The sequence below is a fragment of the Streptomyces poriferorum genome (assembly GCF_019399235.1).
GTDB lineage: Bacteria > Actinomycetota > Actinomycetes > Streptomycetales > Streptomycetaceae > Streptomyces > Streptomyces poriferorum.
The window spans coordinates 1-18,902 of the sequence record NZ_JAELVH010000265.1; the positions used below are offsets into that span (position 1 = coordinate 1).

Sequence of the window (18,902 nt, forward strand, 5' to 3'; positions counted from 1 at the left end):
CCGTCACCGACACCACCGTCAGGCACCCGCTCTCCGGCAAGGTCATCGAATTGACCGACAACTTCCCGGTCCCCGACGCCAAGGCGTTCGCCGTCGGCCAGTGGTGGGCGGTGCAGGTCGACCCGGTCGCGGGCGGCGGCGGTGACGAGCGCGAACTGCAGAAGCTGGTCGAGATCACCGAGATCATCGACGCGGGCCACATCCGGATCGGCTACCTCAACGGCTGGGAACTCGCCGAGGGCCGCACCCTCACCTGGACCCGCGTCGAGCCGGTGCGCAACACCCACATCCGCAACATGCTCTTCGAGGGCGCGGGACCCGACGAGTACACCGGCTCCCACCCCGTCAGCTTCGAGTACGCCGTGGGCTGCGACGTCTCCGGCATCCACGCCACCGGGACCTTCTGGCCGGTCGTCATGCGCCGCTGGTGCACCCGCTTCCGTACCGAGGACTGCTCCCTGAAGAACCCGCCCACCGTCGAGTACGGCGGCGCGGGCTACCTCACCCAGCAGATCTACTGCCTGTACGGGCGGGTCGCCGACTGCACGACCAGCAATGTGCGCCACCTCAACGACCTCACCGCCTCCGCCTACTGCACCGTCGTGAACTGTCACGGCGACGGCGACGACGCGGGCGGCAACCCCTTCACCACCCATGGTCAGTACGAGCACGACCTGCTCTTCGACGGCAACTCCGGGCTGATGGACATCGCCAACTCCGGCTCCCAGTGGGGCATATCCGCCAAGCGGATCACCGTACGCAGACACGTGTGCTCCTGGTTCACCGCCAACACGAAGATCACCGACCTGACCCTGGAGGACATCACGGTGATCGCACGCCCCACCTTCGACCAGGCCGGCACCCTCACCGTGAACGCCGACGGCGCCCAGGTGCGCGGCTGCACCGCGAAGACCTTCGCGGTCGCCCAGCGCTCCGCCCGCTCCGGCCGGCCGACCACCATCAGCGACTGCACCTTCGAACCGCCCGCCGGTGCCGTCCTCGTGCAGACGCCCGTCACCGCGCCGGTCCACTTCGTACGCTGCACGTTCAAGGGCGTCGACGGAGCGGTGCTGCGCGGTGCGGGCCCCGTCCACTTCACCGACTGCACCCTCACCGGCGCCGAGAACGCGGCCCCGCTCTCGGTCGGTTCCGCGGACCTGCGCATCGACGGCGGTACGTACGACAACACCGGCATCGAACTCAGCGGCGTGCGCGACCAGCGGATCACCGTGACCGGTGGGGCCAGGTTCACCGGCAGCAACAAGGCCGAGGCGCTGCTCGGCCGCGCGGCCGGACCCGGCGGGACGACCTGGGACATCACCGGCCTCAGCAGCAGGGCCACCGGGGCCGGCACCGCCCACATCCGCATCGCCGACGGCACGAACCACTACGCGGCCACCGGCAGCCGCTTCACCGGCGGCACCCTCCACCTCGCCCCGGACGCGCTCGCCTCGGTCCTCCACACCGCGTGTGTCGAGGACGGCACACGGCACAGCGCGATGCCTCCGGCCGGCGACACGGTGCGCACGGACGGGAACCTCGTCCTGTGAGCGCCGTGGTCCGCACCACGACCGCCGCCGACGACCCCGCCCTCGCCGCCCTCTGGCGCCGCTGCTTCGTCGCCCCGCACCTCCCGGACCTGCACGCCCTCGACCCGGACCGCCACCGCCACACCTTCGTCGCGGAGAACGCCGAGGGCGACGGGATCGACGCGGTCGTCGTCTACGTGCCGAGGCTGATCCGTGACGCCTCGGGAGCCCCGCAGCGCGTCGGCGGCATCGGCAGCGTCGCCACCCGCCCCGAGGCCCGGGGCAGGGGGCTGATCAGGCTGCTGCTCGCGGCGGCGGAGCGCACCATGAGCGCCGACCAGTGTGCCTGGTCCCTGCTGTTCACCGGCACGCCCGGTGTCTACCGGACCTCGGGCTGGGAGGAGTTCGCGAGTTCGTACACCGAGGGGACGCTCGCCCCCTCGGCCGCGCCCGGAGCCTTCCCGGTCCGCGAGGCCACCCCCGACGACGCCGTGGAGGTGGCCGCGCTGCACCACGCGTACAACGCGCGCCGGCCGCTCACCTCGCTGCGCGAACCCGGTGACTGGGCGGTGCGGGTGCCCGCCTGGTACGGCCCCGCCGAACAGCCGCTCGTGGCGGTGGATCCCGTCTCCGGGGCGCTCACCGGCTGGATCGTGGCGCAGCACGTGGCGGACTGCGTGGAGGTGCGCGAGTTCGCGGGCGCGGCCGACTGCCTGGGGCCCCTGCTCGCGGCCGTCGGTTCGCGCGCCCGGGCGGCGGGGCTGACCCGGGCCCGGGTCCGGATCCCCACAGCCCCCGGGGTGGCGGCGGTGCTGCCCGCCCTGCTTGCCGACGCCCGCCAGGTGACGGAACACACCGGAATGGCAAGGCCGTTGCACGCCACGGCCGCATCCGTGCGCGCCACGGTCACGGCGCCCGGCGCGGTCCACTGGTACGGCGACTGCTTCTGAGCGACGTGGCTGCGGGGAACCGGCGGCCGGGCCCGGTCAGCGGCAGGGCGTGAGCAGACAGCGCCCGACCAGCCCGGCCCCCGCATCCAGCCGCTGCCCGAACTCCGCCGCCAGCAGCGGCACATCGCGCAGCCTCCACAGCACCCGGGCCGCAGACCAGGACGCCTCGCAGGCACGCTCCAGGTTCCAGCTGCCCACCAGATGGGTGAGCGGATCGGTGACCTCCAGCCGTTCCGGACCCGGCATCAGATCCTCGCCGATCCGCTCCTCCAGCATCAGCAGCAGACCGCCCACCCGGTCGAACTCCTCCGCCAGGTCCGCCGGGGCACAGCGGAGCGCACGGCAGGTGTCGACGACGGCGAGTGAGAGATCGTGACCGGCCTGCGCGTTCAGGCCCGCAAGGGCGAACTGCACCGGCCGTACGCCGGGGTGGCGCCGGTACTGGAACAGCGGGCGCCAGCAGTCCGGCATCCGGTGCCCGGCCGCGGCGGGGTCGACAGCGGCCAGATACCGTGCGGTCAGGTGTTCGGCCAGCACCCCGGACACGGCCGCGGCCTGCGTGCCGAGGACGGCGAGAGAGACCCGGTGGAAGACGGCGATCCCGTCCTCGCCGCGGCCCGCGGACGGACGGAACGAGCGCATCCGCCCGATCGCCGTGCCCGTGCCGGTCCGTGCGCCCGCTGCGGCGGGTCCGTCCACGACTTGCTCCAACTGCTCGAACTGCGCCATGGGGGCAGCGTCCCAGCCATAGGCTCGCCGTGGCAGCCGGGAGCCGTCGGTTCATCGGAATGGGGTAACGACGGCAGCACCGCCGGGGCCGGGGAGGGGATCGAGGAGTGTCGGGCGCACGCATACAACGCCGGGTCTCACGGGCGGAGTTCAGGGAACGCAGACGCCGTGCTCGCCGGCAGGTCATGGCTGTCGTCGCCTCGGCCGTGGTGGCCGCGGGGACGGCGGCGGGAGTGATCTCCGCCGTCGCGGGGGAGGGGGAGCGGACCACTGCCAGGCCCGACACCACGGCGTCGCCGACCGTGGCGCCCCTGCCCGTCGTCCCGAGCCCGACGGCGGCCTCGCCCAGCCCGTCCGCAACGGCGCCCACCGCCTCCCGTACACCCCGCCCGTCGAAGAAGCCGGCGCCGGCGGTGTCCCGCGGTGCGGCGGCCCCGCCCGACGGCCGGCTCTACCGCCACCCCGCCTCTCAGGTCCTGGACTGGGTGGCCGCCCACCGCGACGATCCGCGACGCCCGCTGATCGAGACGCGGATCGCGGCCCAGCCCGCCGCCGTCTGGTTCGCCGCCTACAACCCGGGGGCTGTCACCGGCCAGGTCCGGTCGGTCACCGCGGCCGCGGCCCGTGCGGGCCGGACGCCGGTGCTGGTGCCGTACGCCATCCCCGGCCGGGACTGCGGAGGGGCGTCCCAGGGCGGGGCGCCCGGCCTCGCCGCGTACGACGCGTGGATCCGGGAGTTCGCGGCGGGACTCGGCGGCGGGCCGGTCATCGTGATCCTGGAACCCGACGCCATCGCACTGGCCGACTGTCTCCCGGCCGGCGACCGTGCGGCGCGCTACGCCTCACTGGCCCGGGCCGGCCGCACCCTGCACGCGGCCGATCCGAACGCCCGGGTCTACTTCGACGGCGGCCACTCCGGCTGGCACGCGGCCTCGAAACAGGCCGCGGCGCTCCGGGCGGCGGGCGCCGCGGGCAGCAGCGACGGCATCTTCACCAACGTGTCGAACTTCCACCGCACCGCCGACGAGGCCGCCTACGCCCGCCGGGTGCTGGCCGCACTCGGCGGCCCGGCGCGACTCGGCGCCGTCATCGACACCAGCCGCAACGGCAACGGGCCGCCCGAGGCCGGCGTGTGGTGCGATCCGGCGGGCCGGGCGCTCGGCCGGACACCCACGACCGACACGGGGGAGTCCCGTGTCGACGCGTACCTGTGGGTGAAACTGCCCGGCGAGTCCGACGGCTGCAAGGGTGCGGCGGGGTCCTTCACCCCCGATTACGCCTACCAGCTGGCCACCGGCTGATGGGATCAGGCGCCGGAGGCCGGCGGCTCCTTGTCGTACTCGGACGTACCGGAGTCCAGAAGTGGCTCCTGCGTCTTCAGATGGGCCGGGGCGAAGGCCCGCAGTACGTGGTAGCCCGTGATGACGACGATGGTGCCGAGTGCGATTCCGCTGAGCTCGAAGTTGTCGGAGATCTTCAGGCTGACCCCGCCGACGCCGATGATGATGCCCGCGGCGGCCGGCACCAGGTTCAGCGGATTGCGCAGGTCGACCTTGGCGTTGAGCCAGATCTGGGCGCCGAGCAGCCCGATCATGCCGTAGAGGATCACGGTGATGCCGCCCAGCACCCCACCCGGGATGGCGGCGACGACCGCACCGAACTTGGGACACAGACCGAACAGCAGGGCGAAACAGGCGGCGGCCCAGTAGGCGGCGGTGGAGTACACCCGGGTCGCGGCCATCACCCCGATGTTCTCGGAGTACGTCGTGTTCGGCGGACCGCCCACGGCGGTCGACAGCATCGAGGCGGCCCCGTCCGCCGCGATGGCGGTCCCGAGCTTCCCGTCCAGGGAACGGCCGGTCATCTCACCGACCGCCTTCACATGACCGGCGTTCTCGGCGATCAGCGCGATGACGACGGGCAGCGCGACCAGGATCGCGGACCATTCGAAACTCGGGCCGTGGAACGACGGCAGGCCGACCCAGTCGGCCTTCGAGACCCCCGACAGATCCAGCCGCCAGTGGTCCACGGCCTCCGCACCGCCGGCCGGAGAGTGGATCTTCCCGAAGACCCGGTCCAGGACCCAGGACAGCACATAGCCGAAGACAAGACCGAGGAAGATCGCGATACGCGAGAAGAACCCGCGCAGACAGACCACGGCCAGTCCGGTGAACAGCATGACCAGCAGCGCGGTCCACTGGTCCTGCGGCCAGTACGTCGACGCGGTCACCGGCGCCAGATTGAACCCGATCAGCATGACGACCGCGCCCGTCACCACGGGAGGCATGGCCGCGTGGATGATCCGCGCGCCGAAGCGCTGCACCGCGAGACCGGCGAGGAAGAGCACCGCGCCGACCACGAGCACCGCGCCGGTGACGACGGCACTGCTGCCGCCACTGGCCCGGATCGTCGCGGCGACACCGACGAAGGAGAGCGAACAGCCCAGATAGCTGGGCACCTGCCCGCGCGTTGCCAGCAGGAAGATGGCCGTCGCGACACCCGACATCATGATCGCCAGGTTCGGGTCCAGCCCCATGAGCACCGGCGCGACGAACGACGCGCCGAACATGGCGACCACGTGCTGGGCGCCGAGCCCGAAGGTCCGGGGCCAGGTGAGCCGCTCGTCGGGACGGACCACCGCGCCCGGTGCGGGCGTCTTCCCGTCGCCGTGCAAGGTCCAGCGCACGCCGAGGCCGCCCATGGTTGCTCCCTGTGTGTAGATGCGGAGCCCGGTGCCTCGTCGGGCACGGCGCCACCGCGGAAAAGATCAGCGCCATGTTAGACCGCCCGTCAACGGGGGGCGGCGTCGCGGGGCTCCTGCTCCCGGAGCCGAGGGGCTCCTTCTCCCTCTCCCACTCCCATTGCCGGGGCGGCGGTCTCAGTTCAGGAGGGCGTGCCCTCTCGGCCGGGGACCGCCCGCCGCGCCTCAGGGACGCGGCTCGGCCGGCGCCCTGCTCGCGGCCCCGGCGTCCGAGGACGCCACGGTCTTGCGGTCGCCGGCCCGCAGCACCCCGGCGCCGAGCACCAGCCCGAACGCCAGCACGGACACCACGCCGAACGAGACGACCAGCGAGGTGGCCTCGGCCAGGGAGCCGATGGCCGAAGGGGCGATGAGCCCCGAGGTGTACGTGATCGTGGCGACGCCGGCGATTGCCTGGCTCGGGTTCGGACCGCTGCGCCCGGCCGCCGCGAAGGCGAGCGGCACGACCACGGCGATGCCGAGCCCCATCAGCCCGAAACCGGACATCGCCAGGGCCGCGTTCGGGGCGGTAACCACCATGATCCCGCCGACCGTCGCAAGCACGCCGCCGGTCCGCACGGTCCGTACCGCACCGAAGCGGTCGACGATCCGGTCGCCGGCGATCCGGGCGATGGCCATGGTCAGGGCGAACGCGGTCGTCGACGCGGCCGCGAGCCCGGCCGAACTGTCCAGTACGTCACGCAGGTAGACCGCCGACCAGTCCAGGCTGGCGCCCTCGGCGAAGACCGCGCAGAAGCCGACCGCGCCGATGATCAGCGCCGACTTCGGCGGCAGGGCGAAGCGCGGCGGCGGTTCCTCGTCCGGTTCGCTGCGCAGGTCCAGCACCCGCTGGCAGGCGATGAGCCCCAGAACGGTGAGGACGAGCGCGACGAGCGTGTGGTGCAGCCGTGCGTCGGCCCCCAGATGGGCCGCCACCGTGCCCGCCGCCGAACCGATGAGGGCGCCGACGCTCCACATCCCGTGCAGTCCGGACATGATCGACTTGTCGAGCCGGTTCTCCACCTCCACGCCGAGCGCGTTCATCGCCACGTCCGACATTCCGGCGGACGCCCCGTACACGAAGAGCGCCGCGCACAGCGTCAGCAGGTTCGGGGCCAGGGCGGGCAGGATCAGGGCCAGGGTCCACAGGGCCAGCAGCCCGCGCAACGCGGTCCTGGCGCCGAAGCGGTGGCTGACCGTACCCGCGAGCGGCATCGCGAGCGAGGCGCCGATCGCGGGGAAGGCCAGGGCGATCCCGAGCTGCCCGGCACTGACCCCGGCATGGTCCTGGATCCAGGGGACCCGGGTGGCGAAGCTGCCGGTCACCGCGCCGTGCACGGTGAAGACAGCGGCGATGGCGTACCTGGCCCGCCGCACCTCCCGTGTGCCGAAGCCCGTAGTCGTCGAATCCGTAGTCATACCGCCGTGCCCTCCCCTGGGAATGTCCGCGCGGTTCGAGACGCTCCCCGGCGTCCTTCTCCACGATGCGGGCAGTAAACTATCAGGAACCCTGCCTGATAAATAGACCACCCGGTCCCGCCCGTGACAGTGATCTGGAAGGATCCCGGCATGCCCGCATCACCGAGCACTGCCCGGGCCATCAACGACCGGCTCGCCCTGCGCCTCCTCCAGCAGGACGGCCCGCTGACGGCCACCCAGTTGAAGACCCTGACCGGGCTCTCCCGGCCCACCGTCGCCGACCTGGTCGAACGGTTGCAGGGTGCGGGCCTCATCAAGGTGGTCGGCGAGAGTGGGGCCGAGCGCCGAGGGCCCAACGCCCGGCTCTACGGCATCGTCGCCGACCGCGCCCACCTCGCCGGTCTCGACGTACGCACCGACAGCGTCGCCGTCGTCGTCGCCGACCTGCTGGGCGCGACCCTCGCCGAAGCGACCCTGCCCATCGGCAGCGACACCGCCGCAGACGACGCCGTCGAACAGGCCGTCGCCCTCCTGGAACGCACGGCGCGCGCAGCCGGAACGGCGCCCCTGCACAGCGTCGGCATCGGTGCCCCGGGCCTCATCGACCCGGTCACCGGTGAACTGCGGGACACCACCGGCCTGCCGGCCTGGCACCGCCGGCTGGTGCGGGCGCTCCAGCAGCGTCTGCCGGCGGCCGTTCTCGTCGAGAACGAGACCAATCTCGCCGCCGTCGCCGAACACCGGGTCGGAGCGGCCCGGGACCACGACACGTTCGTCCTGCTCTGGCTGGGCCACGGCGTCGGCGCGGCCGTCATGCTGGACGGGAGGTTGCGCCGCGGCGCCTCGGGCGGTGCGGGCGAGATCGGCTTCCTGCCGGTACCCGGCACGGTAGGGACGCCGTCCGCCGTCAACTGCGACGGCGGCTTCCACTCCCTGGTGGGCTCGGCGCCGCTCGTCGAACTGGCCATCGCCCACGGCATCACCGCACCGGCGGGAGGCCAGGAGCCCGGCGGCGCGGTCGCCGTGCGCGCGGCCCTGGCGCGGGAGGGCGACAGCGAGGCCTTCCTGGACACCCTTGCCGACCGGCTCGCCCTCGGCGTCGCCGCCGTCGCCTCGGTGCTCGACCCGGGCTGCGTCCTGCTCTCGGGCGAGGTCGGACATGCGGGCGGCGACGCGCTGGCCGCCCGGGTCGAGGAACGGCTGGCCAAGCTGTCCCCGCTGCGCACCGAGGTCAGGGCCGGCCTGCTGGGCGGCACCGCGGTCCTGCGGGGCGCGGTGCTCACCGCCCGTGAGGCGGCCCAGGACGCGTTGTTCACCCCGGTGGCGTGACAGGCCCTTGGGCGGGCGGCAGTGAGGGCTCCGCGGGTGCGGGTCCCCCGCCGTGCGGGGCGCCCCGCTTCCGTGTCGCGTCAGCAGGCGCCGAGGTCCTGCCAGACGCCCCATTCGCCGGTGGTGCCGGGCGTCTCACCCTTCGTCCACCACTTGGCCTTCCACTGGTGGGAACCGTGGCTGACGGTCGCCCCGGCCCCGTAGGAGTCCGACGCACTCCAGGCCGCCGCCGAGCACGTGCCGCCGGTCGGGTCCGGGCTCGGTCCGGTCGTGCCGGTCGGGTCCGGCGACGGCGTGCCGCCGCCCGGCTCCACGACGGTCGTACCGCGGGCGAGGTCGGCGGCCAGTGCGTACGACTTCCCGCCGAAGGTCACCGTCCAGTTGGACGGCGTGGACGTCGGCAGGTAGTAGACGAAGTCCACCTGCACCGAGGCACCGGGCGCCAGGCTCTGCCAGGCGGGCAGCTTCAGCGAGACGCGGTTGTAGTCGCCCTTCAGCCCGCCGATGTTGTTCGCGGCGGTGTGGTCGCTGCGCACGATCGTGGTGCCGAAGCCCGACTGGTCCTTGGCGTTGGCGGGCGCCGACGTCGCGTAGTCGAACTGGAACTCCGTACCGCCGGGCAGCGTCGCCTTCGTGTTGTTGGTGATCTTCAGCTTGGGGCTGATCGGGTAGTTGGAGTCGCCCAGCGGGAACTGGTCGAAGGACACGTCGATGTCCAGCGCCTGCGTGGGCAGGTCGATGGTGGAGCGCTTGGCCCCGTACGGCGCCGCAGACTTGAAGGTGTCGTACATGGCCGAGGTGAGCGTGGAGCCCGGCTCGTACTGGCCCTTCGCGGCGTTCCAGCCGTAGTCGCCCGCGAGCTCCCAGATCATCGTGCCGCCGATGCCCTTGTCGGCCACGTAGTCCGCCTTGGCCTTCACCGACTGCTCGTCCTCGGTGGAGAGGAAGACCTTCTTCTCGGCGTTCCACAGCCACGGCGCGACGAGCGTCGAGTCGTAGTTGCGGACGTAGGTGCCGGTCAGCTTCGTGCCCGCGGGGAATCCGTAGTCCGTGACGTAGTCGCCGACGACGCCCTTCTCCAGGTTCTTCGCGTGCCACATCGGGTTGGAGCCGGCCGGCGCCTCCCTGCCCGCGGTGTCCTGGTCGTGCCAGAGGTTGTCGATACCGACGGCGCCGTCCCCGCACTTGGTCAGCCCCGCGCCGGCCGGGCAGTCGGTGGAGGCCGCCTTGCCCCACAGCCCGTTGGTGCCGCCCTGCACGTTCTTGAAGCCGCGGGTGTAGTACGGCAGCCCGATGTTGATGCGCCCGGACGGCATCGAACCGCGGAAGTAGTGGTAGGCCCAGTCGGTGTTGAGGTAGCCGGTCCCGCCGTACTGCGAGGTCGAGTAGACGCTCGCCTGGGCGAGTTCGGCGTCCTTGCCGTCGTCGAACAGGGCGGCGTTCGGGCCGACGTACTCGTTCCAGGCGCCGTGCAGGTCGTACGACATGATGTTGACGTAGTCCAGGTACTTCTGGACCTGGAAGGTCTCCATGCCGCGCAGCAGATAGCCGGAGGAAGGGGCCGCGACGCTGAGCAGGTAGTGCTTGCCGTCGGCGGCGGACGCGCGGTCGAGCTTCTCGCGCAGCGTCTTCATCAGCGCGGCGTAGCTCTTGACCAGACCGGCCCGGCGGGCGTTGGACAGAGTCCAGTCCAGCGGGTTGCCGGCGTCCTTCATCGTGGTCGGGTACTCGTAGTCGATGTCGACGCCGTTGAAGCCGTACTTCTTGATGAAGCCGACCGTCGAGTCGGCGAAGGTGTTGATCCCGGCCTGGTTGACGGAGCCGTCGGCGTTCGTCGCCATCGAGTAGAAGCCGCCGGAGTCGACCCGCTTGCCGCTGTCGTCGAAGTAGCCGCCGGTCTCGGCCCAGCCGCCCACCGACACCATCGTCTTCACGTTCGGGTACTGCTTCTTGAACTTGTTGAGCAGGTTGAAATGGCCCTTGTAGGGGAGGTTCGGGTCCATTTCGGCACCGGCGACTCCAGGCCACGTCATACCGGTCGAGGCGTTGTCCGGCCCGTCGCCGCCGACCGAGATCTTGTTGGCGCCGTCGACGTGGGCGAACGCGTAGTTGAGGTGGGTGACCTTGTCCCACGGGATGTCGGAGGCGAGGTAGGCGGGCTTGCCGTCCTTGCCGGTCCGCCAGTTGGTGAAGTAGCCGATGACCCGCCGCGGGTGGTCGGCGCCCATCTTCTCGCGGCCCTCGGAGTCGTACACGGAGCAGTACGGGACGGCGACGCCCGGGGTCTCGTAGAGTCCGTCGGGGCGACAGGACTCCTGGCCGGCGGCTTGCGAGGGGGTTGCGGCGAGTGAGCCGACCAGCAGGGCGGCGACACTGGCGCCGGCTGCGAGCAGGGTGGCTCTCGCGCGAGTGGGGGACAGCACGTTCGGTTCCTCCTGGGGAGGTCGGCAGAACACAACTGACAAGGGGGTGGGTCGTGTTGGTTCCCGGGTGTGCGCACACCCGGGAACCGTTCCTCGGAGGTGACGCAGAGATTAAGAGGACTAGACCAGTGCGTCAATAGGTCTGGACCAATAGGGTGCGAGTGTCCGAAAAGAGCCCTTGTCACGGCCTGTCTGTGAGCCACTCCACAGCGTTCGCCCGTATGGGTCATGGCCACTCGTGGCACACTGATCGTGTACCAGCAGCAGCGCACTCCGGGGTCGGTGCAATTCCGAACCGGCGGTTATAGTCCGCGACCCGTCCGCATCCAGCGGCCGGTTGACCAGGTGGGATTCCTGGACCGACGGTTAAAGTCCGGATGGGAGGCAGTGCGCGGCGGGCCGTTTCGCGGGTACGCCGCCGTCGGCGGATGGGTTTCGGGCGACCGATCCATCCGTTTTTCGGGCATTCGGCGTCTTCCTGTGCGACGTACCGCTTCATCTGTCGTCATCGACAGGCCCCGGAGTCCGTGCCCGAAGAGGCAGGAGGACCCGGTGGACACCGCAGCCGACACCACCGCCATGCGCCGAGCCGTCACACTCGCCGCCCGCGGCCTCGGCTCCACCAGCCCCAATCCGGTCGTCGGATGCGTCGTCCTCGACGCGACGGGACACCCCGTCGGTGAGGGCTACCACCAGCGCGCCGGCGGGCCGCACGCCGAGATCCACGCCCTGCGCGCGGCCGGCGAGAAGGCCCGCGGCGGCACCGCCTTCGTCACCCTCGAACCCTGTAACCACACCGGCCGCACCGGCCCCTGTGCCCAGGCACTCGTCGAGGCCGGGATCGCCCGTGTCGTGTACGCGGTCGGCGACCCGAACCCGCAGGCCACCGGCGGTGCGGACACCCTGCGCGCCGCCGGGATCAAGGCCGAGCAGGGCCTGCTCGCCGAGGAGGCCGAAGCGGTCAACGCCGCGTGGCTGACCTCGGTGCGCCTCGGCCGCCCGCACGTCACCTGGAAGTACGCGGCGACCCTGGACGGCCGGATCGCGGCCGCCGACGCCACCAGCCGCTGGATCACCTCCGCGGAGTCCCGCGCCGACGTCCACCGCCTGCGTGCCGAGGCGGACGCGGTCGTGGTCGGCTCCGGCACCGCCCGCACCGACGACCCCCAGCTCGGGGTGCGGGGCATCGACGGCGCCGTCCAGCCCCTGCGGGTGGTCGTCGACACCGCCGCCACCGCCGTACGCCCCGGTGCCCGGGTTCTCGATCCCACCGCACCCACCGTGATCGCGGTCGCCGACGATGCCGACGCCCGCCACCTCCCCGTCGAGTCCGTCCTGCGGCTGCCCCGCGCGGCGGGCGGCCCCGGGCTTGACCTTCCCGCACTCCTCGCCGCCCTTCACGGGCGCGGCGTCCGCTCCGTACTCCTCGAAGGCGGCCCGACCCTGGCCGGCGCCTTCGTCGCGGCGGGACTGGTCGACAAGGTCGTCGGCTATCTCGCCCCCGTGCTCCTCGGCGCCGGCCCCGCGGCCCTCGCCGACGCCGGAATCTCCACCATCGCCGAGGCGTTGCGCCTCGATGTGACCGAGACCGAACACATCGGCCCCGATCTGCGCATCACCGCCGTCCCCGGCCCCGCCCGGAAGGAAATCTGAGTGTTCACCGGAATTGTCGAAGAACTGGGTGAGGTCACCGCCGTCGAGAAGCTCGACGACGCCTCCCGATTCCGCCTGCGCGGCCCCGTCGTCACCGAGGGCGCCAAGCACGGTGACTCGATCGCCGTCAACGGTGTCTGCCTGACCGTCGTGGACCTCGGCGAGCACGAGTTCACCGCCGACGTGATGGCCGAGACGCTGAACCGCTCCAGCCTCGGCGCGCTGGCCACGGGCTCCCGGGTCAACCTGGAGCGCCCCATGGCGCTGGGCGGCCGGCTCGGCGGGCACATCGTCCAGGGCCACGTCGACGGCACGGGCCGCATCATCGAACGCAAGATCTCCGAGAACTGGGAGATCGTGAAGATCTCCCTCCCCGCGGACCTCACCCGGTACGTGGTGGAGAAGGGGTCGATCACCGTCGACGGCGTCAGCCTGACCGTCGTGGACGCCGGACCCGACTACTTCACCATCAGCCTCATCCCCACCACCCTCGCCCTGACCACGCTCGGCATCAAGGAGCCCGGCGACCCGGTCAACCTCGAGGTGGACGTCATCGCGAAGTACGTCGAGCGACTGCTCGGCGACTCCGCGCAGGAGCCCGGGGAGACGGCGAAGTGAGCGCCCTGCACTGGCTGAACTCGGAGGCGTTCACCGTCTTCGACCAGCACATCATCTGGTCCGACATGATCGGCAACACGATCGGTCTGATCGCCCTGACCCTGGGCTGGCTCCGCTCGATCTGGACCTGGCCCGCCCAGCTCCTGTCCGGCGTCGTGCTGGTCGCGGCCAACGTCTCCGTCCACCAGGCAGGCAGCGTCGGCAAGCAGCTCGTCGTCATCGCCGTCGCGGTGTGGGGCTGGCAGCAGTGGACCCGGGGCCGGCAGCAGGCCCAGGACGGCTCCATCGCCGTACGGTTCGCCACCTGGCGCGAGCGCGGCTACCTGCTCGGCGGCGCCGCCCTCGGCACCCTCGCGGTCGGCGGCCTGTTCACCGCGTTCCCCTCGCTCTCGTGGAGCCCGTGGGCGGACGCGTACATATTCGCGGGCACGCTCGTGGCGATGCTCGCCCAGGCGCGCGGCATGGTCGAGTTCTGGTTCGCCTGGCTCCTCGTCGACCTGGTCGGCGTCCCGCTCAACTTCCACAGCGGGCTCGCCTTCTCCGGTCTCATCTACGTCGTCTACGGGGCCCTCGTCCTGTGGGGCATGCGCGACTGGTGGCTGCGTACGCGGACACCCGCTCTGGAAGGAGCCACGGCATGACTGCCCAGCCCACCTGGTTGCACCGCGAGCACGACGCACCCGCCGAGGACCTCTCCCTCGACCCCGTCGAGCAGGCCATCCGTGACATCGCCGCCGGCCGGCCCGTCGTGGTCGTCGACGACGAGGACCGGGAGAACGAGGGCGACCTCGTCATCGCGGCGGAGAAGGCCACGCCCGAGATCGTCGCCTTCATGATGAGCGAGTGCCGCGGACTCATCTGCGCGCCCATGGAGAACGACGAGCTGGAGCGGCTCGAACTGCCGCAGATGGTCGCGCACAACACCGAGTCGATGAAGACCGCCTTCACCGTCTCCGTCGACGCCTCGGCCGCACACGGCGTGAGCACCGGCATCTCCGCCGCCGACCGGGCCGCCACGCTCCGGCTGCTCGCGGGCGGCACGGCAGGACCGGGCGACTTCGTGCGCCCCGGCCACATCTTCCCGCTGCGCGCCCGCTCCGGCGGGGTCCTCGTGCGCAACGGCCACACCGAGGCCGCCGTCGACCTCGCCCGGCTGGCCGGACTGCGGCCCGCCGGGGCCATCGTCGAGATCGCCGGGGAGGACGGCGTCATGCTCCGCCTGCCCCAGCTGGTGCCGTTCGCCCGCAAGCACGGACTGACGATCATCTCCATCGAGGACCTGATCGCCTACCGCCGTACCTCCGAGCCCACCGTCCGCCGCGAGGCCGAGGTACGGCTGCCGACCGACTTCGGCGCCTTCACCGCGTTCGGCTACCGCTCCACCGTGGACGGCGTCGAGCACGTCGCCCTGGTCCACGGCGACATCGGGGACGGCGAGGACGTCCTGGTCCGCGTCCACTCCGAGTGCCTGACCGGCGACATCTTCCGGTCCCAGCGCTGCGACTGCGGCCCCCAGCTGCAGGCCTCGATGCGGCGGATCACGGAGGAGGGCCGCGGAGTCGTCGTCTATCTGCGCGGCCACGAGGGCCGCGGCATCGGACTGCTGTCCAAGCTGCGCGCGTACGAACTCCAGGAGCGCGGCGTCGACACCCTCGACGCCAACCTGGAGCTCGGCCTGCCCGCCGACGCCCGGGACTACGCGGCCGGCGCCCAGATCCTCAAGGACCTCGGCGTCCACAGCCTGCGGCTCATGACGAACAACCCGGAGAAGACCGCCGCCGTCCTGCGGCACGGCCTGGCCGTCACCGGCCGGGAGCCCATGCCCGTCCAGGCGGGCGAGCACAACCTGCGCTACCTGCGCACCAAGCGCGACCGCATGGGGCACGACCTGCCCTGGCTCGACGCGGCCACCGCGTCGACCTGCGGCAACCAGTAACAGACCAGCACATATCCGAGAACGAAGTAGGAGAGACATGAGCGGCAAGGGCGCACCCGAACTGTCCGTACGCAACTGCGGTGACCTGCGCGTCGCCGTCGTCGCGGCGCAGTGGCACGAGAAGGTCATGGACGGACTCGTCGACGGTGCACTGCGCGCGCTGCACGAGCTGGGCATCGACGAGCCGACCCTGCTGCGGGTCCCCGGCAGCTTCGAGCTCCCGGTCGTCGCGAAGGTGCTGGCCGGCCGCGGCTACGACGCGATCGTCGCCCTCGGCGTGATCATCCGCGGCGGCACCCCGCACTTCGAATACGTGTCCCACGGCGTCACCCTCGGCCTCACCCAGGTCGCCGTGGACACCGGTGTCCCCGTCGGCTTCGGTGTCCTCACCTGCGACACGGAGGAGCAGGCACTCGACCGGGCCGGCCTGGACGGGTCCAACGAGGACAAGGGGCACGAAGCGGTCACCGCCGCCGTGGCCACCGCCACCACACTGCGCTCGGTCAGCGAACCCTGGCGCTGAGTGCGGGTCCGGGACCCCGTATTCTTAAGGACATCATGGCGAACAAAACCTTCGAAGAGCTCTTCGCCGAGCTGCAGCTCAAGGCCGCCAACGGCGACCCCTCCACCTCCCGTACCGCCGAACTGGTGGACAAGGGCGTGCATGCCATCGGCAAGAAGGTCGTCGAGGAGGCCGCCGAAGTCTGGATGGCCGCCGAGCACGAGAGCAAGGACGCAGCCGCCGAGGAGATCTCGCAACTGCTCTACCACGTCCAGGTGATGATGGTCGCGCGCGGAATCTCCCTCGACGACGTCTACGCCCACCTCTGAGCACGACCTCCGCATCCGCCCGACGTTCCCGACCTCTTTCGCAAAGGAAACCCGACCTCATGCTGCGCATCGCCGTCCCCAACAAGGGTGCTATCTCCGGGCCTGCGATGGCGATGCTCCATGAGGCGGGCTACAAGCAGCGCAAGGAGTCCAAGGAACTCGTCCTCGTCGACCCCGAGAACCAGGTCGAGTTCTTCTACCTGCGCCCGCGCGACATCGCGATCTACGTCAGCTCGGGCCGCCTCGACATCGGCATCACCGGCCGCGACCTGCTGCTGGACTCCGGCGCCGATGCCGAGGAGATCCTCCAGCTCGGCTTCGCCCGCTCCACCTTCCGCTACGCGACCAAGCCCGGCACAGCCGCCGGGCCCCAGGACTTCGACGGCATGACGATCGCCACCTCCTACGAGGGCATCGTCGCCAAGCACCTGGCCGACACCGGCGTCAACGCCTCCGTCGTCCACCTCGACGGCGCCGTCGAGACCGCCATCGAACTCGGCGTCGCCCAGATCATCGCCGACGTCGTCGAGACCGGCACCAGCATGCGCAACGCCGGACTCGAAGTCATCGGCGAGCCGATCATGAAGTCGGAAGCGGTCGTCATCCGCCGCACCGGCGCCGCCGTCGACGATCCCAAGGTCCAGCAGTTCCTGCGCCGCCTCCAGGGCGTCCTGGTGGCCCGCAGCTACGTGATGATGGACTACGACTGCCGCGTCGAGCACCTGGAGCGCGCCGTGGCCCTCACCCCGGGCCTGGAGTCACCGACCATCTCCCCGCTGCACCACGAGGGCTGGGTCGCCGTCCGGTCCATGGTCGCCTCCAAGGAAGCGCAGCGGATCATGGACGACCTGTACGACCTCGGCGCCCGCGCCATCCTCACCACGGCCATCCACGCCTGCCGCCTCTGACGGCGGGACACGGAAGAAGACCATGCCAGCCCCCGCACTCCCCGCCCTTCCGGTCACCTTCCGGCCCACCCGGACCCGGGTGGTCCTGCTGAGCGTCGGGGCGGCCATGTTCGCCGTCATCACCGCCGTCGCCTTCACCCTGGAACAGCTCAGCGGGGGAGAGCGGGTCAGCTTCGTCTTCACCGCGCTGCTCTTCTTCGGCGTCCTGGCGCTGCTCAGCCGCCCCAGGATCGTGGCGGACGACAGCGGGGTGACGGTCGTCAACCTCACCCGCACCAGGCGGCTGTCCTGGGCGGAGATCGTGCGCGTCAACCTGCGCGCCGGCGACCCCTGGGTCTTCCTCGACCTCAGCGACGGCACCAGCATGCCCGCTCTCGGCATCCAGCCCGGAATCGCCAAGGAGCAGGCCATCCGCGACGCCCGAACGCTCCGCGCCCTCGCCGAGAACCACGGCACCGGCACGGAGAAGCGCTGAGCCCCCTGCCCCGTAGGGCCTCTCGTTGATTACTCTGGAGGGCGGCGGCGCCCTGTGCGCCCCGCCCCGCACCAGAGGCCCCCGAGGCCCGCGGGGCTTTCCTGCGACCCAAGGAGTGACTCCCTCCAGCAATGGACGGATCGTCCGGTAGTACCTGCGCCGCCCCTTCTGCGGAGGCGGCGGCATGACCACCCCACTGCTGCTTCTCAGCGCGGCATTCCTTCTCATCCTCGCTAACGGATTCTTCGTGGCAGCCGAATTCGGGCTCGTCACCGTGGAACGGGCGGACGCCGAGCGCGCCGCCGCCGAGGGCGACCGGCGGGCCCGAACCGTCGTCGACGCCCTGCGTGAGCTCTCCTTCCAGCTCTCCGGCACCCAGCTCGGCATCACGATCACCTCACTGGTGGTCGGCATGCTCGCCGAGCCGGCGCTCGCCCAGCTCCTGCACAGCCCCCTCTCGCTGACCGGCCTGCCCGGCAGTGCCGTTCCCGGCATCAGCGTGGTCATCGGCATGCTCCTCGCAGCCGCCGTGCAGATGGTCATCGGCGAGCTCGTGCCGAAGAACTGGGCGGTCTCCAAACCGCTTCAGGTCGCACGGTTCGTCGCCGGGCCCCAGCAGGGGTTCACCCGGGTCTTCCGCCCGGTGATCGGCCTGCTGAACACCGTCGCCAACCGGCTGGTGCGGCTCCTGGGAGTCGAACCGACCGAGGAGCTGGCGTCCGCCCGTACGCCGGGGGAGCTGGTCTCCCTCGCACGGCACTCGGCGGAGGCCGGCACCCTCGAACAGGACACCGCGGACCTCTTCGTACGGACCCTGTCCCTCGCCGGGCTCACCGCCCAGCACGTCATGACCCCGCGCGTGAAGGTCAGCGCCCTCCAGTCCTCCGCGACCGCGCAGGACGTCCTCAACCTCACCCGCGCCACCGGCCTGTCCCGCTTTCCCGTCTACCGGGAGCGCATCGACGAGGTCGTCGGCATGATCCATCTCAAGGACGCGCTCGCCGTCCCCGCCGGGGACCGCCTGCGCACCCCGGCGGGCCGGATCGCCGTGCCGCCGCTCCTGGTTCCCGAGACCCTGCCCGTGGAGCAGCTGCTCCAGCGGCTGCGCAACGAGCAGCCGATCGCCGTCGTGGTCGACGAGTACGGCGGCACCGCCGGAGTCGTCACGCTCGAGGACATCATCGAGGAGCTCGTCGGCGAGGTGCGCGACGAGCACGACGCCGAAGGTGCCGACCGCCCCGAGCTGGCCGCCGCCGCCCCCGAGGACGGGCGGCCCGCCTGGGACGCCGAAGGCAGCTGCCGGGTGCTGACCCTGCGCCGCATAGGCCTCGACGTACCCGACGGCCCCTACGAGACCGTCGC

Annotated in this window: 17 protein-coding genes and 1 riboswitch; of the genes, 13 read left to right on the forward strand and 4 right to left on the reverse strand. The window is 71.5% G+C overall.

From position 1 onward, the window contains the following. Both JGS39_RS31830 and JGS39_RS31835 read left to right on the forward strand, forming a co-directional pair. Nucleotides 1-1,550: peptidase C14 (locus tag JGS39_RS31830; RefSeq protein ID WP_219573214.1), on the forward strand; the 1,550-nt coding region annotated here is incomplete at its 5' end. Continuing rightward, nucleotides 1,547-2,479 (forward strand): GNAT family N-acetyltransferase, encoded by a 933-nt coding sequence (locus JGS39_RS31835; RefSeq protein ID WP_219573215.1) that lies wholly within the window; start codon nt 1,547-1,549, stop codon nt 2,477-2,479. The genes JGS39_RS31830 and JGS39_RS31835, both read left to right, overlap by 4 nt. A gap of 36 nt (nt 2,480-2,515) precedes the next feature. Here the strand turns inward: JGS39_RS31835 and JGS39_RS31840 are convergent, their stop codons facing one another. Beyond that, nucleotides 2,516-3,208, reverse strand: a complete 693-nt coding sequence (locus JGS39_RS31840; protein WP_219573216.1) for a DUF5995 family protein — start codon at nt 3,206-3,208, stop codon at nt 2,516-2,518. A gap of 185 nt (nt 3,209-3,393) precedes the next feature. Between JGS39_RS31840 and JGS39_RS31845 the strand changes: the two genes are divergently transcribed. Next, nucleotides 3,394-4,509, forward strand: a complete 1,116-nt coding sequence (locus JGS39_RS31845; RefSeq protein ID WP_219573217.1) for a glycoside hydrolase family 6 protein — start codon at nt 3,394-3,396, stop codon at nt 4,507-4,509. Between the two features lie 5 nt (nt 4,510-4,514). Here JGS39_RS31845 and JGS39_RS31850 read toward each other — a convergent pair whose 3' ends face one another. Beyond that, nucleotides 4,515-5,909, reverse strand: coding sequence for a uracil-xanthine permease family protein (locus JGS39_RS31850; protein WP_219573218.1), 1,395 nt, complete (start codon nt 5,907-5,909; stop codon nt 4,515-4,517). Nucleotides 5,910-6,134: 225 nt separating this feature from the next. Further along, nucleotides 6,135-7,367: an MFS transporter gene (locus JGS39_RS31855; RefSeq protein ID WP_219573219.1), complete on the reverse strand. Its 1,233-nt coding sequence runs from the start codon at nt 7,365-7,367 to the stop codon at nt 6,135-6,137. A 150-nt stretch (nt 7,368-7,517) separates the two neighbouring features. Between JGS39_RS31855 and JGS39_RS31860 the strand changes: the two genes are divergently transcribed. Continuing rightward, entirely contained in the window at nt 7,518-8,696 is a 1,179-nt protein-coding gene (locus JGS39_RS31860) for an ROK family transcriptional regulator (RefSeq protein WP_219573220.1), read from the forward strand. 80 nt (nt 8,697-8,776) lie between these two features. Here JGS39_RS31860 and JGS39_RS31865 read toward each other — a convergent pair whose 3' ends face one another. Continuing rightward, entirely contained in the window at nt 8,777-11,119 is a 2,343-nt protein-coding gene (locus JGS39_RS31865; RefSeq protein WP_219573221.1) for a chitinase C-terminal domain-containing protein, read from the reverse strand. A gap of 264 nt (nt 11,120-11,383) precedes the next feature. Next, a riboswitch (FMN riboswitch) is annotated at nt 11,384-11,514 on the forward strand. Between the two features lie 157 nt (nt 11,515-11,671). On the opposite strand from JGS39_RS31865, the gene ribD reads away from it, so the two are divergent. From ribD to JGS39_RS31910, 9 genes are all read left to right on the forward strand, one after another. Continuing rightward, nucleotides 11,672-12,772: a bifunctional diaminohydroxyphosphoribosylaminopyrimidine deaminase/5-amino-6-(5-phosphoribosylamino)uracil reductase RibD gene (gene ribD, locus JGS39_RS31870; protein WP_219573222.1), complete on the forward strand. Its 1,101-nt coding sequence runs from the start codon at nt 11,672-11,674 to the stop codon at nt 12,770-12,772. Beyond that, nucleotides 12,773-13,390 carry a riboflavin synthase gene (locus tag JGS39_RS31875; protein ID WP_219573223.1) on the forward strand — a complete coding sequence of 206 codons (618 nt, stop codon included), beginning with the start codon at nt 12,773-12,775 and terminating at the stop codon, nt 13,388-13,390. Then, nucleotides 13,387-14,031, forward strand: coding sequence for a nicotinamide mononucleotide transporter family protein (locus JGS39_RS31880; protein ID WP_219573224.1), 645 nt, complete (start codon nt 13,387-13,389; stop codon nt 14,029-14,031). Before JGS39_RS31875 ends, JGS39_RS31880 begins: the two co-directional genes overlap by 4 nt. After that, nucleotides 14,028-15,326 (forward strand): bifunctional 3,4-dihydroxy-2-butanone-4-phosphate synthase/GTP cyclohydrolase II, encoded by a 1,299-nt coding sequence (locus JGS39_RS31885; RefSeq protein WP_219573225.1) that lies wholly within the window; start codon nt 14,028-14,030, stop codon nt 15,324-15,326. Before JGS39_RS31880 ends, JGS39_RS31885 begins: the two co-directional genes overlap by 4 nt. Before the next feature lie 37 nt (nt 15,327-15,363). After that, on the forward strand, nt 15,364-15,849 hold the full coding sequence (gene ribH, locus JGS39_RS31890) for a 6,7-dimethyl-8-ribityllumazine synthase (RefSeq protein ID WP_219573226.1): 486 nt from the start codon (nt 15,364-15,366) through the stop codon (nt 15,847-15,849). A 35-nt stretch (nt 15,850-15,884) separates the two neighbouring features. Further along, nucleotides 15,885-16,157 carry a phosphoribosyl-ATP diphosphatase gene (locus JGS39_RS31895; RefSeq protein ID WP_018524273.1) on the forward strand — a complete coding sequence of 91 codons (273 nt, stop codon included), beginning with the start codon at nt 15,885-15,887 and terminating at the stop codon, nt 16,155-16,157. 59 nt (nt 16,158-16,216) lie between these two features. Beyond that, on the forward strand, nt 16,217-17,065 hold the full coding sequence (gene hisG / locus JGS39_RS31900; protein ID WP_219573227.1) for an ATP phosphoribosyltransferase: 849 nt from the start codon (nt 16,217-16,219) through the stop codon (nt 17,063-17,065). 22 nt (nt 17,066-17,087) lie between these two features. Further along, nucleotides 17,088-17,540, forward strand: coding sequence for a PH domain-containing protein (locus JGS39_RS31905; RefSeq protein WP_219573228.1), 453 nt, complete (start codon nt 17,088-17,090; stop codon nt 17,538-17,540). A 184-nt stretch (nt 17,541-17,724) separates the two neighbouring features. Further along, on the forward strand, nt 17,725-18,902 hold a 1,178-nt coding region (locus tag JGS39_RS31910), incomplete at its 3' end, for a hemolysin family protein (protein ID WP_219573229.1).

What these genes read in the sequence shown, in the direction of transcription:
- JGS39_RS31840 (WP_219573216.1), bottom strand. Translation starts at nt 3,208, where the DNA reads ATGGCGCAGTTCGAGCAGTTGGAGCAAGTCGTGGACGGACCCGCCGCA.
- JGS39_RS31845 (WP_219573217.1), top strand. Translation starts at nt 3,394, where the DNA reads ATGGCTGTCGTCGCCTCGGCCGTGGTGGCCGCGGGGACGGCGGCGGGA.
- JGS39_RS31850 (WP_219573218.1), bottom strand. Translation starts at nt 5,909, where the DNA reads ATGGGCGGCCTCGGCGTGCGCTGGACCTTGCACGGCGACGGGAAGACG.
- JGS39_RS31855 (WP_219573219.1), bottom strand. Translation starts at nt 7,367, where the DNA reads ATGACTACGGATTCGACGACTACGGGCTTCGGCACACGGGAGGTGCGG.
- JGS39_RS31860 (WP_219573220.1), top strand. Translation starts at nt 7,518, where the DNA reads ATGCCCGCATCACCGAGCACTGCCCGGGCCATCAACGACCGGCTCGCC.
- JGS39_RS31885 (WP_219573225.1), top strand. Translation starts at nt 14,028, where the DNA reads ATGACTGCCCAGCCCACCTGGTTGCACCGCGAGCACGACGCACCCGCC.
- ribH (WP_219573226.1), top strand. Translation starts at nt 15,364, where the DNA reads ATGAGCGGCAAGGGCGCACCCGAACTGTCCGTACGCAACTGCGGTGAC.
- JGS39_RS31895 (WP_018524273.1), top strand. Translation starts at nt 15,885, where the DNA reads ATGGCGAACAAAACCTTCGAAGAGCTCTTCGCCGAGCTGCAGCTCAAG.
- hisG (WP_219573227.1), top strand. Translation starts at nt 16,217, where the DNA reads ATGCTGCGCATCGCCGTCCCCAACAAGGGTGCTATCTCCGGGCCTGCG.
- JGS39_RS31905 (WP_219573228.1), top strand. Translation starts at nt 17,088, where the DNA reads ATGCCAGCCCCCGCACTCCCCGCCCTTCCGGTCACCTTCCGGCCCACC.